Annotated in this window: 11 protein-coding genes and 1 riboswitch; of the genes, 5 read left to right on the top strand and 6 right to left on the bottom strand. The window is 38.9% G+C overall.

Going from position 1 to position 13,741, the window contains the following annotated elements:
• Nucleotides 1-24 precede the first annotated feature (24 nt).
• The 3 genes from OQZ33_RS10570 to OQZ33_RS10580 are packed head-to-tail and all read left to right on the top strand — an operon-like array spanning nucleotide 25 to nucleotide 5,570.
• Entirely contained in the window at nucleotides 25-3,570 is a 3,546-nt protein-coding gene (locus OQZ33_RS10570) for a nitrate reductase (RefSeq protein ID WP_265799021.1), read from the top strand.
• A gap of 9 nt (nucleotides 3,571-3,579) precedes the next feature.
• Nucleotides 3,580-4,086 carry a nitrate reductase associated protein gene (locus OQZ33_RS10575; RefSeq protein ID WP_265799022.1) on the top strand — a complete coding sequence of 169 codons (507 nt, stop codon included), beginning with the start codon at nucleotides 3,580-3,582 and terminating at the stop codon, nucleotides 4,084-4,086.
• Between the two features lie 2 nt (nucleotides 4,087-4,088).
• Nucleotides 4,089-5,570 (top strand): rubredoxin, encoded by a 1,482-nt coding sequence (locus OQZ33_RS10580; RefSeq protein ID WP_265799023.1) that lies wholly within the window; start codon nucleotides 4,089-4,091, stop codon nucleotides 5,568-5,570.
• On the opposite strand, the gene OQZ33_RS10585 is transcribed toward OQZ33_RS10580, so the two are convergent.
• From OQZ33_RS10585 to xth, 6 genes are all read right to left on the bottom strand, one after another.
• On the bottom strand, nucleotides 5,565-6,149 hold the full coding sequence (locus tag OQZ33_RS10585; protein ID WP_265799024.1) for an NTP transferase domain-containing protein: 585 nt from the start codon (nucleotides 6,147-6,149) through the stop codon (nucleotides 5,565-5,567). The genes OQZ33_RS10580 and OQZ33_RS10585 overlap by 6 nt on opposite strands.
• A 9-nt stretch (nucleotides 6,150-6,158) precedes the next feature.
• A complete protein-coding gene (locus tag OQZ33_RS10590) occupies nucleotides 6,159-6,803 on the bottom strand; it encodes a Crp/Fnr family transcriptional regulator (protein WP_265799025.1) in 645 nt (214 codons plus the stop codon).
• Nucleotides 6,804-6,978: 175 nt separating this feature from the next.
• A complete protein-coding gene (locus OQZ33_RS10595) occupies nucleotides 6,979-8,103 on the bottom strand; it encodes a PKD domain-containing protein (protein ID WP_265799026.1) in 1,125 nt (374 codons plus the stop codon).
• A 21-nt stretch (nucleotides 8,104-8,124) separates the two neighbouring features.
• Nucleotides 8,125-9,234, bottom strand: a complete 1,110-nt coding sequence (locus tag OQZ33_RS10600; protein WP_265799027.1) for a YncE family protein — start codon at nucleotides 9,232-9,234, stop codon at nucleotides 8,125-8,127.
• A gap of 6 nt (nucleotides 9,235-9,240) precedes the next feature.
• Nucleotides 9,241-11,274 carry a TonB-dependent receptor plug domain-containing protein gene (locus OQZ33_RS10605; protein WP_265799028.1) on the bottom strand — a complete coding sequence of 678 codons (2,034 nt, stop codon included), beginning with the start codon at nucleotides 11,272-11,274 and terminating at the stop codon, nucleotides 9,241-9,243.
• A gap of 96 nt (nucleotides 11,275-11,370) precedes the next feature.
• A riboswitch (cobalamin riboswitch) is annotated at nucleotides 11,371-11,565 on the bottom strand.
• Nucleotides 11,566-11,761: 196 nt separating this feature from the next.
• Nucleotides 11,762-12,544 (bottom strand): exodeoxyribonuclease III, encoded by a 783-nt coding sequence (gene xth, locus OQZ33_RS10610; RefSeq protein ID WP_265799029.1) that lies wholly within the window; start codon nucleotides 12,542-12,544, stop codon nucleotides 11,762-11,764.
• A gap of 193 nt (nucleotides 12,545-12,737) precedes the next feature.
• On the opposite strand from xth, the gene OQZ33_RS10615 reads away from it, so the two are divergent.
• Nucleotides 12,738-13,181: an RNA polymerase sigma factor gene (locus OQZ33_RS10615; protein WP_265799030.1), complete on the top strand. Its 444-nt coding sequence runs from the start codon at nucleotides 12,738-12,740 to the stop codon at nucleotides 13,179-13,181.
• Nucleotides 13,171-13,674 (top strand): hypothetical protein, encoded by a 504-nt coding sequence (locus OQZ33_RS10620; RefSeq protein WP_265799031.1) that lies wholly within the window; start codon nucleotides 13,171-13,173, stop codon nucleotides 13,672-13,674. Before OQZ33_RS10615 ends, OQZ33_RS10620 begins: the two co-directional genes overlap by 11 nt.
• The last annotated feature ends 67 nt before the right edge of the window (nucleotides 13,675-13,741 follow it).

Genomic DNA, 13,741 nt, shown 5'->3' on the forward strand with positions numbered 1-13,741 from the left:
AATCCATTATTTGAGGCTTAGCAATTGAAAGAGAAATCGAACATTCCGGATAACAACACCACTACCTGCTGCTATTGCGGGGTTGGCTGCGGTATTGTGCTTGGCAAGGATAACCAACAACGGATTACAGTTGAGGGAGATAAAGATCATCCGGTAAATAAAGGAATGTTATGTAGCAAAGGGATGAATTTGCATTACACTGCGAATGATAAGAGCGATAGATTGCTTTATCCCGCTATGCGATACCATAAAAGTATGCCCTTACAACGCGTAAGCTGGGATACTGCTTTGGAGCGGACAGCGATGGTTTTTAAGGCGTTAATTGCTAAACATGGGCCTGATAGTGTTGCGTTTTATGCCAGCGGCCAATGTTTAACGGAAGAATATTATGTTGTTAATAAATTAATTAAAGGTTTTATCGGCAGTAATAACATCGATACCAATAGCCGTTTATGTATGAGCAGTGCAGTTGTGGGTTACAAGATGAGTTTGGGCGAAGATACCGTACCCATTAGTTATGATGATATTGAAATTGCCGATTGTATTTTCGTGGCTGGTGCAAACCCTGCCTGGTGCCATCCTATTTTATGGCGCCGGGTAGAGGCCGCAAAAGAAAAAAATCCAAACCTGAAAATTATCGTGAGTGACCCCAGGAAAACGCAAACCTGTGCGCTTGCCGATGTTCATTTACAGGTAAATCCAGGTACGGATATTACCTTGCATCACGCCTTGGGGAGATGTTTAATAGAAAACGGAAAAATAGATCAAGAATTTATCTCTTCACATACCAATGGATTTGAAGCCTATCGAACCACTGTCTTCGAGACTTCCCTGGCACAGGCGGCATTAATTTGTGGACTTGAAGAAAGCGATATTCGTTTGGCAGCCTCCTACATCGGCAATGCGAAAGGTTTTATTGCCATGTGGACCATGGGCCTTAACCAAAGTGTGGTGGGTACAAACAAAAACTTATCGCTCATTAATCTCAACCTGATTACCGGCCACATCGGTAAACCTGGAAGTGGTCCTTTTTCCCTAACCGGGCAACCCAATGCCATGGGCGGTAGAGAAGTTGGCGGCTTGAGTAACCTTTTGCCTGCTCATCGAAATCTGGCTAATAAAAACCATCGCAATGAAGTAGAAAAATTCTGGCAAATCCCTTTAGGAAGTATCCAGGCAAAACCTGGGTTAACTGCAACAGAAATGTTTGATGAACTGAATACCGGAAAGCTGAAAGCAATATGGATTTTGTGCACGAACCCATTAATTAGCCTTCCAGATGTACGTAAAGCGGAAGAAGGACTTAAAAGAGCGAAATTCGTAGTCGTACAAGACATCAGCAACAAAATAGAAACCTTGGAATATGCAGATGTAGTTTTGCCCGCCGCAGCATGGGCCGAAAAAGAAGGCACAATGACCAATGCTGGTCGATACATCTCTCACTTGAGCAAAGTTTTAGAAGCTCCTGGTGAAGCACTGCCTGACGCAGAAATCATCTGTCGCTTTGCAGAAAAAATGGGTTTCAAAGGCTTCTCTTTTAAAGATTCTGCTGCAATTTACAATGAACATGCTGCACTTACAGCGGGCACTAACATCGATATCAGCGGGTTAAATTATGCTATCCTAAAAGCGAAAAGAGCTGTTCAGTGGCCATACCCAAAAGACGGCAAAACCTTTGGAACTGCCAGGTTATTTACAGATCATCAGTTCTACACAGCCGATAAAAAGGCCAATATTGTTTCTTTTAATGATGAGAATCAATCGGAAGCGCTTACGCCCGAACATCCTCTTATTTTAACCACAGGCAGAATAAGAGACCAATGGCATACCCGAAGCAAAACTGGAAAAGTAAACAAACTCAACCAACATATCAGCGAATCGTTTTTAGAAATTCATCCCGCAGATGCGGAAAAAAGAAAGATCAAAAACAATGATGTAGTAGAAATGAACAGTTTGAGGGGAAATGTAAGATTGAAAGCAAAACTCTCTGACGATATTAAAGAAGGCGTGGTTTTTATGCCTATGCACTGGGGCAAAATTTTAAAAAACGATTTAAACCGGGCAAATAATGTTACCCATAATCTTATAGACCCATTAAGTAAGGAACCCGATTTCAAATATACTGCCGTCGAGGTAAGACGTTATCAAAAACAGCAGCAAAAAATTATTGTAGTAGGTGCGGGTGCAGGCGCTTGCGGTTTCGTAAAAAGCTACCGGGCACTAAATGCTGAAGACGATATTGCAATTTTTAGCAGGGAAAATTTGCCATTCTACAATCGGGTTTTGTTGCCCGATTACATTACTGGCACATTGCCCTGGCACAACCTGGTTAAAATGACCGATAATGAAGAAATTGATCTTCGCATTAAACTACACCGCGGAGTAGGCATAGAAAAAATTAATAAAGCTGAAAAAACTGTTGTAGATAGCAATGGCCAAATTCATTATTACGATGTGTTGCTTTTAGCTACCGGAAGCAGGGCCTTTATGTTGAAAGACCTTCCGCAGTTAAACGGAATTTTTACCATGAGAAGCCGCAATGATGCAGACCGTTTTACGCAACATGCCCATGTAGCAAGAGGAAAAGTGGTGATTGTTGGTGGAGGTTTGCTGGGTATTGAAATGGCCGCTTCACTGGCAGAGAAAGGCTCGCAGGTGGCTATTATTCAAAGAATTTCAAGGTTAATGGGGCGCCAGTTAGATGCCACAGGCAGTGAGCTGCTTCATGAAGAACTGATCAGCAAGGGTATTGAAATCTTTTATAACGATGAAATTGAAAGGGTAATCGGAGAAAGGAATGTTTCAGGGGTGCGTTTAAAAGGCGGATTGATGATCGATTGCGAATCGTTGATTATTGCCATAGGAACCGTTCCCAATGTTGAATTGGTTAAGAATGCGGGTATTGATTGCAAAAGAGGCGTTGTTGTAGACGAGTACTTGAGAACGAGTGAAGAGAACATTTACGCCGTTGGTGAGATAGCCGAATTTGATGGCCAAATGTATGGCATCACCGCAGCGGCAGAGCAGCAGGCCGAAATCGTAGCAAGATACCTTTGCGGTGATATTGCTAAATTTTATCAGGGCAGTTTGTTAATGAATATTTTAAAGATGCATAGCCTGGAATTATGCTCTTTGGGCCTGGCCGAAATACCTGGCAATGACCCAACTTTTGAGGAAATTATTTTTATTGATAAGGCAAAACGTTACTATAAAAAGTGTATTGTACAGAATGATAAATTGGTTGGCGCAATCTTAATTGGAGATAAAAGCGAATTTTTGGAGTTTAAAAATCTTATCGAAAATAAGATGGAGCTGAGCGAAAAAAGACTTCAGCTTTTAAGAAGTGGAAAAACAGCAGAATCCATTATTGGCAAAACAGTTTGCAGCTGTAATAATGTTGGTGAAGGCAATTTGATTAACAAGATAAAAGATGGATGCAAAGATCACCTGCAATTGTGCCAACTTACCGGTGCTGGTATGGGCTGTGGCAGTTGCAGGCCAGAAGTAAAGGCTATTTTAGATTCTTTTGTAAACATACCGAAAACCATACCTGAGGTTATTTTAGCATAAATTTTAATGATGATTAATGTAATAACAAGGCCCTCAGAATTTAAACACCTACAGGGCATCGAATATTTCGATTTTGAAGAAGATTTTATGGAAGAAAATATTCGTTGCATCCCGATGGTGGTTCGCTTTAAAATGGATTTGGCAGGCATTAAACTCAAACTCGGCGAATGGAGAAGATTCCATCCAGCTGAGCGGGTGGAACTGGCCTTGCTGCCAACTTCATCCTCTGAAGAAATTAAATATTATCGAAAAAATCTAATCCGGTTAATTACGAAGCATACCGGAAAAGAAGCTACCTCCATGCCAGTAGATAATCAGCCAGCCTGGCAAAACTTAACTGAAATTCCGAAAATACTCGAAGAAAAATTAAGTGAAGATAAGCTTGAAATTTCCATATCTCAATGGCACGTTTTAACAGACATCCAACGGTTTGCACTTTTAAAACTCTGTAGACCGGGGCACGAGAATAAGAATTTCTCGAAGGCCATGGTAGAATTCGGACTTATAAACCAGTAGAGATGGATCAAACAGTTATCATCAACTTTCCGGGCGGAATAATTTCTCCGGGCAACCTGTATAATATTCTGGTTGCTGCAACGAAAGTCAAGATCTCATTTGTACGTTTTGGCCTTCGGCAACAGCTGTTGGTTGATGCAGCGACGTATAATTTGGCAACATTTACCGGCGAACTGGATATGATTGGTATTGAGTACGAGGTTGGCAAAAACCAATTTCCGAACATTATTAGCTCCTATCCTGCTGAAGAAATATTCATTAGAAATACCTGGGTAACCGGTGGTGTTTATAAAGATATTTTAGATGATATTGATTTTAAGCCCCGTGTTAAAGTGAATATTTGCGATGGCAATCAGAGCTTTACCCCTATGCTTACGGGTAACATTAACTGGGTAGCCTCTGTACAGGCAGAACATTATTGGCATTTGATTATCCGTTTCCCTAAAACCAACGTAATTTATGAATGGAAAAAACTGGGTTATACCACACAAATTGCTAAGCTTACCAAAGCAATAGAAAAAATTATCATGGCCCATCCATCACTCTTTATCGACAATGAAATGGCCAAAGGAGAAGATCTTTTTGATTTGCTGGACGAGGATAACTTCGTTTTAAAAATAGCCGAACAGCCTGTGATTTTATCCAATTTTAACCTACCCTATTATGAAGGCTTAAATCGTTACAATAACAAATACTGGTTGGGGATTTACCGTAGAGATGAGTTATTCAGCATTGCTTTTTTGAAAAAATTATGCAAACTATGCCTGGATACCAAACTTGGACAGTTGTGCTGTACCTCCTGGAAAACGATTATGATAAAGGGAATTGAAGAAAGTGATAAATTAAATTGGAACAATTTACTGGAGGAATTTGAGCTGAATATGCGGCATGCGGCTAATGAACTTAATTTCCAGGTAGAAGATAACTGCATTGAAGGCCTTGAGCTGAAAAACTATTTGGTAAGGCATTTAAGCATAAACGATACCCGCACATTTGGAATTTGTTTTGGCATAAAAACCCGCAAAAAAAGTGAAATTTTTAGCAGCATATTAATCCGGAAACGTTATTTATTAAACCTTCTTTTTTTTAGATTATTCCCGGTATATGATATCCTTTGCGCACAAGGTTTCAACCCCAACGAGCGTACCGGAGAAATATTTAGTCGCAGTAATCCGAAAGCAATATTGCCCGAGCAAATTAGGCGAGCCATTTATAAGTTTTATAAACACAGGCAAATTTCCCTGAATACTCCTGAAAAAATGATCCAGCCAAAGGCTGAAGAAAGCAAACAAGCAGCCGCTAGCTTCTTTTACCAGTGTAACAGTTGCTTAACCATTTATGATGAGGAAATTGGCGAAATCCAAAATAACATTCCGCCCGGAAGAAAATTTATAAACCTACCCGAAGATTATTGTTGTGTACTTTGTGATGGAGAAAAAAGCAATTTTTCAAAAATTAATCAGGCTGCGTTACAAACATTATAACCCGTTTATTTCTGCATGCGAATTAAAATTATCGAAGCAGTGATAGTCATTATGCTCCACTTTAATTTCAAAAACTTTTAATTGAGAAAGTACAAATTTCATGCTGTGCCTGGTTAATGTGCCTGTTTGCAACATATGCAATACTTTCTGCAAACCGGCAGCACTGTAAATGCCACATAAAGGCTCTCTCTCACCGTCCTTTTGAAAAACATAGGCTTCAAAAGAATGAACAGCTGTATAAGCTTTCATCACCTTATCTAAAACACGGGGTTCCATTAACAATAAATCGCAGGCCAAAAGAAATAAATCGGCTGTTGGATTTTCTAAATGTGTGGATAAAATGCCCAACAGTGGCCCTTGAATATCCAACATGGCATGATCAACAATAAGCTTCTCCCCATTAAAATAAGCTACATACTTTTTTTGTTGATCAGCATTGACCGAAAATTTTACATTTAAACCAATTGAAATAAGTTTCTCTTTGGTTAATTGTGCCCATAGTTTATCCTGATGGATCAACAAAGCTTTGTCGGTACCCATGCGTATACTTTTGCCTCCACATAAAACAAGTCCCAACATAAAATTATCTTATCTATTACTTAAATCCAGTAGTTTAGCTTCATCTAAAATACCAATCATTTTATCTTGAACATGAATAAGTTTTTCGGCAAGCAATTCATTCATCGTTCTAAAAACGGTTTCATAAGTAGCACCGGTAAATGCCGCCAAATCTTGGCGACTTATTGTTAAATTTAAAAAACCATTGTCATTTAATCCAAACTGATCGCGAAGGCTTAAGATAGCTACGGCTAATCTCCCCTTTACCGACATGAGTGCTAAATCTCTCATCTTCTTTTCTGACGCTTGAAGTTCATCAGCATAAAACATGAGTAACGCATAGGCAAAATCATGATTAACCCTTATCGTGCTTTTAAAAAAATCAATATCAACAAAACAAAGCGAGGTGGTTTCTAAAGCGGTAGCAGATATGGGGTATGCCGAATGATTCGAACTAATGCCACGATGGCCAATAATGGCCCCGCTGTTAGCAAAGCGCAGAATAAGCTCTTTATCTCCCCATTGTTTATGCACCTTCACATTGCCAGATGTTACAAAGTAAACACCAGTAACTGCATCACCCTCTTTTATGATTTCCTCGCCTTTCTTGGCAATAAAATTTCGCTTGTGGCTATTTATTGCTGCATGCCACTCGGGTAAAGTGTGCTTACACATAAAGCAAGTTTGAAGATCGCAGCTGCTATTTTTTTTCATGATATAATGACTGTTGTAAAAATAGTAAATCATTATACTTTGAAAAGAACTAAATAACTGGTTTCCGTGTAAAAACAAAAGCGCTACAAATGTTTCCATAAGCAGCGCCTTGTCATTGATGAGAAACGTAAAAAAATTACTTGATATTCAAGTCGGTTGCCCCCTTAACGTCGGTAGATATTTCCCCAAGAATGCCAGCGTTTACATTTTGCGCTGTGTAAACTTTAACAAAATCAATTGTACTTAAGCTAACCTTTTTACCTGCGGCATCAACCGCCCAAGCGATATCGAAACTATTGTACAATTTGGTTTTATAATCATCGCCAGTTGAATAGCTATCGGTGTATCCCCAATCGAAGGCAGCATTGGTAACAATACCCGAAGTATTTAGTGTGGACGGCAGTAATGTTCCTTTGAAGGTAATCTTATCTTGATTGAAAGCAAACAAAGGATAAAAATTGATGCGTTTAGCACTGTTATTTACAACACCACTATTGCCTTGGTTATCTGTCCAAGCTACATTTGCAGCAGTTTTTGGGTTGGTGTAAGTAATTTCATAGTTTTTAATAGTAGTTGTCTTTTCGTACTCGCTTCCAGCCAGTTCAAACCATTCATCATCTGGCAAACCATTACCATTTTTATCCTGACTTACCATTACAATACCAGGCTCTGCAAAAGCATACGGCGGACCGAAAGGGTTTCCGTAAATGGCCAAATCTGAGCCGTTTTGGTTAACAACAGAATGATCGAAACCGAAAATAATGTAACCGCCAAAACCACCCAAAGAAACCATGTTGTTTGTACTTCCAACCAATTTTTGCGCTTGTTCTGGCGAGCCTAAACTTGCATTGTTAATGTGCTGACCAGGTGCTGGTGCATACTCGAAAACTTTACTGATAAATTTGCTGCTGGTTGGCGTTGCCGCAACTACAGGCACTGGAACACTAATCGTATAGGTATGCGAAAAACTGCCTGCCCCATTATAACCTTTGTATTCGACAACATATGTGCCAGAAGTAGTGGGCGTAAAAGCGAAATTATAAGCGGTACTTACTATTTTTCCATCCAGTTTCCATTCGTGCTGAAAGCCTCTGCCGTCATTCGAAACTGCATATAGTTCTGTTTTCGCATTCACTTTTCCAGTGAGGGAATTTTCAGTGATCCCCATTTTTCCATCAGGAGCAGTTTCTGCATCTTTTTTGCAACCGAAAAATAGTGTTGCAACCATTAATACTGCAACTAGGTAATTGTTAATTTTCATTATTAGATATTGATTATTAAATTATTTAGTGTAGAAAACCAGGTGAGCTGGAATATCTCCTGTGGATACAGAAAACTTCTTTTTACCATTTTTATCAATGGAATATAATGTTCCTGGCGTAACATAGTCCTTTGCATCGGTGATGTAAACGCCAGATGAGATGGGATCAACTGCAATTCCGTAAGGCATTACTATTTCTTTCTCAGTGCCATCACTAATGAAGCCGCCTGGAATAATGGTTTCATCTTTCACATTGACTTTTGAATAAGAAATTATGTTAGACATGGTTGCATTGCTCCAGGCGGTGCTAATGATGTAAGCAAAATCTTTATCAATTGCGAAATTGCTTGCTTCAATATCGAACTTCTTTTTTACCGCTTCCGTCTTCGTATCAACCACATACAAATTCGATTTTATATCACCATAATTTCCTCTGGAAGTAACATATAAATCACCATATTGATCTGCTTTTACACGGTGAAGGTTGATGGCAACATCAATGCGCTTGATTTCCTTATTGGTTGCCAGATCAACAACAGACAAAGTTCGCTCGTAATTGCTGCTGGTATAACCTCCAGAATTGGCTACATAAAGTCTATCGCCGACAACTGCCATCTCTTCTGGCTCACGTCCTACTGTAATTTTAGCATCCAATTTATAAGTTGCCGTATCAACAACAGCAACAAAACCCTCGTAAGCAGTTACATATGCTTTGTTTTTATAAAATGTAAGATACCTACAGTTCGGAATATCTACCTGAGCTAATTTTTTTGCAGTTTTAACATCAAGGATTTCCAATTTTCCAGATCCATTTACAATTACATAAAGCTTAGAACCATAAATTTTGATATCATTCCCTACATCGCCCAAACCTAATGTTACAAATGGGTTTGCTTGCCCGTAAATATTTTTCCTATAAACGCCCGTAGCATAATCATAATAATCTATTGAGGCTTTATTCGAACCCCAATTTCCTTCGTTTAAAACATATAGCCCATTTACAGCTGTAATGTCCTGCCCAGGAAGTTGGGTTTGTTCTTCAGGGGTAACGCCTTTATCTTTCCTGCAAGACCACAAAATTGTAGTGAGGCAAACTGCAGTTAATACTTTAATTGATAGCAATTTTTTCATTTTATGTTAATTAAATTTGGTGATGAGTGTGATCCTGAAATTTCTTCCAGGCATAGGGTAATTGAGTACCACATCGTAGTATTGATTAAATACATTATTCACTTCTGCAGCAATACTATAATTTACTTTTGCGTAATCGAAAGCAAACCTGACAGCCAAATCATGTGTGTACCATGGCTCTACATAGTTTACCGGGATGTTTGCCTTTTGGCTATAACGTTCGCCGGTGTAGATGTAACTGTAATTGAAACTGATATTTTTATAGTCTAAGCCCAGCATTAACGCGCCGCTATTCAATGGGATGTAAGGAATCTGCTGACCGTAAACTGTACTGTTCTTAGTAATATCGATGGCCTTTTCATAGGTATAATTAAATTTCGTATTCAAAACGAAACCATTAAAATTCCAGTTGCTTTGGATGTTGGTTTCCAAACCTTTGATTTCTACTTTACCAAGGTTAACCATACTCCACCTGAAGGGACTGAGCGTAGGAATGGCAATAATTTTATCGCGTACGGTGTTGTAATAAATATCTGTTTGGATAGAAACTTGAGTGAGTTTAACGGCCTCAAAAAACCTGGAATAAGTGAAACCTAAATCGTATTGCTTGGTATATTCAGGACTCAAATTACTGTTCCCAATCAGCGTGTAGTACAAATCATTAAAGGTTGGCATCCTAAAAATAGATTTGTAAAAAGCCCTTAGTCGGAAATCGTTGTTTTTAAAAGGCTGCCACGAAGCCATAATTGTGGGTGTATATTCTGTTTTATCGCCAGCTGAGAAATTGGTTTTCACCTGATCATTAACCAACGTTGCCAACACGTTACCTTGGATACTGAGGCGTTGCCAGTTTAATTTTGAAGCAAGAGCGATTAAAGCAGTCTGCCTTTTAGGATAGGCAAAGTTTTCCAGATTGGCATCTAACTGCTGATAACTGTAATCGGTTGATAAGGAAATATCCCAAAATTTAAGAATCTGATATTGATTGGCTAACGAGAAGTATATTTCTTGCTGGGCATAACGATTATCTAAAGCGCCAAAGAGTGAAACCCGCTCCGGATCCAGATACCGGATAAAATCGTAAGCATATTTTGCATTTGCCAGGAATTGAAATCTTTGATCTGTTTTGCTTTGATAGGAGGATTGAACAAAGAAATTATCATCCCATTGACGCTGGCTAAAATCAAACTTATTGGCCACAATAGCGCCGGACAAACCCCTCTCGCTATTGTAATTATAAATCCTTAGTTGCCATTTGCTGCTATCGGCGGTATTACCAAACACGGATGCTTCAAATCTTTTGGCAACAATATCACCGTTATGCCTTACTACTGTAGTATCATAAACACTATTGGTGTACCGATATTTGTATTTTCCATCCGCATGAATCAACTCTGCGTTTAGGCTTAACGATAAACGGTCGGTTAAACGTTGATGAAAAACAACCGATGGATCGAACAAGCCAAAGGAGCCGCCCTTTAAACTTAACTTTAAACCTCGGCGCTGGCCAATATCGAATACAGGACTTTGCGTTTTTAAATAAAGCGAACTGGCAGATGCGAATGCTTTTGCTGGCATTAGCATGTCACTTTTCTGACCGCTGTAAAGCGAAACTTCTTCGAGGTTATCCAAAGAATATTTACCCAAATCTACCTGCCCGTTTTGTGCATTTCCTAATTGTATCCCATCATAAAAAACCGCTGTATGGTTGCTACCCATGCTGCGAACGTTAATGGTTTTTAAGCCGCCAATGCCACCGTAATCTTTTAATTGTACTCCAGAAAAGTATCTGATGGCATCAGCAACAGAGAGCGCATTTAATTTTCTTAATGCCGTTCCGCTTAATATTTGCAAGGGTGTTGGGGAAATATTTGATAGTAATTTTCGCTGGTGCCGAATCTCGACCTCTTTTAAAATATTTGCCTTTAACGAGTCAGTTTGAGCAAGAGCAGATTGAGGCATAAGAATGCCTGTCCAGAAAATGAACGGTAGGAAAAGATAATACTTGATGCCGTTGAAGGCATGTAGAAACCTAAACATTTTGTTGTGAGTTTAATCCCCACAGCAAACAGAATTACAAGAAATGAAAATACGGAATACCGAAAGTACCTCATCTCTAGCTTCAATCCCCGAAAGCTATGAAATATTGCAAGAGGCAGGTCTTCTGACTTACTCCCGGTTTTCTTGCCTTCCCACCTCGAAATCCGGGCAGTGGCTTAAAGAATAGAAAATCCGTTAATGGAGCTTACAGCTGCGGGACAGTTTTGGATTTACACCAAATTCCCTTTTAATTCCGGGTGTTAACCGGAAACCAAAAGCATGGCAAAGGTAGCCAAATTTTGAAAAGATTTTAGAAAAGTTTAGTCGCTGTTTAAATTTCTCAGATAGTAAATATTTCTTGCGGTTGTTGGGAACCAACTATCTCGAGGCACTAGCGTTTGATGCCCGCATAAAATTTGAACTTTTAAGTTTGTTAATTAATCAATTTTAACAAGCTCAAAAATTCGGAAAGCTACTTTGCAGACGCTTATTTTTCTACATCACTAATTTCGATCCATACCGGGCAGTGATCGCTTGTTTTTTCCCAGCCCCGAACATGCTTATCTACTCCCGCACTTAAAAGTTTACTTTCTAATTGTGGACTCAGAAGAAAATGATCAATGCGTAAACCGGCGTTACGGCCGTAGGCATTTCTGAAATAATCGAAAAATGTATAGATCACATCTTTGGGATAGAGCTTTCTAATGGCGTCTGTCCAACCCTGTGCTACCAAGTTATGGAAAGCTTCACGCACTTCTGGCCTGAAAAGTGCATCATCAACCCATCGTTCGGGTTTATAAACGTCCAATTCAGTCGGCATCACATTGTAATCTCCTGCAAGCACTACGGGTAAATTAAATTCTAAGAGTTTCGCTGCATGGAGTTTTAACCGTTCAAACCAAGCCAATTTATAGTCAAATTTTGGCCCTGGCGCAGGATTTCCATTTGGCAAATACAAGCAGCCTACCACAACCCCATTGATCATGGCTTCAATATATCTACTGTGCAAATCTTCAGGATCACCAGGCAAACCCCGTTTAAGTTCCTTTATTTCATGTCCACGAGATAAAATAGCCACCCCATTCCAGCTTTTTTGTCCATGCCAGATAGCGTTATAGCCGGCTTCGAGGATAGCCTCTTCGGGAAATTTCTCATCAGGCGCTTTTAATTCTTGTAAGCAAACTACATCAGGCTTCGTTTCTTCGAGCCATTTTAATAAAACTGGTAAGCGCCCATTTACGCCGTTTACATTGTAGGTTGCTATTCTCATCGCTATAAAAAATTGGTGAGGCTAAATTAATGAACAAATTTTTTCCCACAATTTAAAACGGAATTAAAATTTAACTTATTCTGACTTTAAAACATCTAAAAATCACGAAAAACTGATTAATTTTTTATTAATTGAAAGCATTTCTAATTTTTGCGCTTATCTTGCAATTATATTTAATCACTCCCGTTAGTAAATGTCTGAAGTTGCGATAAACATCCCAAAAGGTAACCAGAAGGATATTCATCAGTTATATGATAAGTATGCTGGAATGCTTTTAGGTTTTATAAGAGGTACGGTTCAAGATCATCGAAGATCAGAAGAAATTTTAGTTAAAATTATCTCTGCATTTGTATTGGAAACAAATGGCCAGCCTACTTCCTGGTTGCAGTTAAGGCAATTTGCAAGATTTAAATTGCCCGAATTTTCTTCTCTAAATAATGAAAAACTAAACGGTAATCCCACGAATAATGAGTATTTAAATCTGCTGGATGAGGAGGAGCAATATATCTTCCAAATGGTTTATTATCAAGGAAAGTCTATCAATCAACTTGCAGATTTGTTAAATAAGAGTGAAAATATATTGCGTACCCAGTTGAAATCATCAATAGATAAAATCAGGAAAGCTCGTGGAAATTAAACAATTGATAGATAGCGGCCTAATGGAAACCTATGTTATGGGAGTGGCTACCGACGATGAAATTCAGCAGGTTTTGCGGGCAAAAAAACAGTTTCCAGAATTTGCCGAAGCGTTAACAAAGTTAGAAATGGATATGGAAATCCTTGCGCAAAGTATGGCTGTTCCGCCTCCAGCCAACGTATTATCCAAAATTGAACAAGAAGTAAATGAGATTATACTTCGCGAGCAGAATTTAAAGCTATATACTGAAACTGAAAGCAAATTTAAGCATGCGGAACAAGAAAAAGTTAAGCAAGACCGCTATATAGAAGTTGAGTCCGAATCGAACCAGATGCGCATCAGCAAAGCCTGGCGTTGGGTTTTCGCGGCTGTTTTTGTTTTAGGCAAGATATTTTTAGGCTTCGCGATTTACTTTTATCTCGAAAACAGACAGGCACAAGAACAGATTAAAGATTTGAAATTAGAGATCAACCAAATCAAAACAGTTAAGTAATCTATATTGATAAAATAGTATTTCCTAAAACGATAACAGGGTTTGCTGGTTATAGTCAATATAATTT

The sequence above is a fragment of the Pedobacter sp. MC2016-05 genome, from assembly GCF_026239735.1.
Taxonomy (GTDB): Bacteria; Bacteroidota; Bacteroidia; order Sphingobacteriales; family Sphingobacteriaceae; genus Pedobacter.

What these genes read in the sequence shown, in the direction of transcription:
- OQZ33_RS10575 (WP_265799022.1), top strand. Translation starts at nt 3,580, where the DNA reads ATGATTAATGTAATAACAAGGCCCTCAGAATTTAAACACCTACAGGGC.
- OQZ33_RS10580 (WP_265799023.1), top strand. Translation starts at nt 4,089, where the DNA reads ATGGATCAAACAGTTATCATCAACTTTCCGGGCGGAATAATTTCTCCG.
- OQZ33_RS10585 (WP_265799024.1), bottom strand. Translation starts at nt 6,149, where the DNA reads ATGTTGGGACTTGTTTTATGTGGAGGCAAAAGTATACGCATGGGTACC.
- OQZ33_RS10590 (WP_265799025.1), bottom strand. Translation starts at nt 6,803, where the DNA reads ATGTGTAAGCACACTTTACCCGAGTGGCATGCAGCAATAAATAGCCAC.
- OQZ33_RS10595 (WP_265799026.1), bottom strand. Translation starts at nt 8,103, where the DNA reads ATGAAAATTAACAATTACCTAGTTGCAGTATTAATGGTTGCAACACTA.
- OQZ33_RS10600 (WP_265799027.1), bottom strand. Translation starts at nt 9,234, where the DNA reads ATGAAAAAATTGCTATCAATTAAAGTATTAACTGCAGTTTGCCTCACT.
- OQZ33_RS10605 (WP_265799028.1), bottom strand. Translation starts at nt 11,274, where the DNA reads ATGTTTAGGTTTCTACATGCCTTCAACGGCATCAAGTATTATCTTTTC.
- xth (WP_265799029.1), bottom strand. Translation starts at nt 12,544, where the DNA reads ATGAGAATAGCAACCTACAATGTAAACGGCGTAAATGGGCGCTTACCA.
- OQZ33_RS10615 (WP_265799030.1), top strand. Translation starts at nt 12,738, where the DNA reads ATGTCTGAAGTTGCGATAAACATCCCAAAAGGTAACCAGAAGGATATT.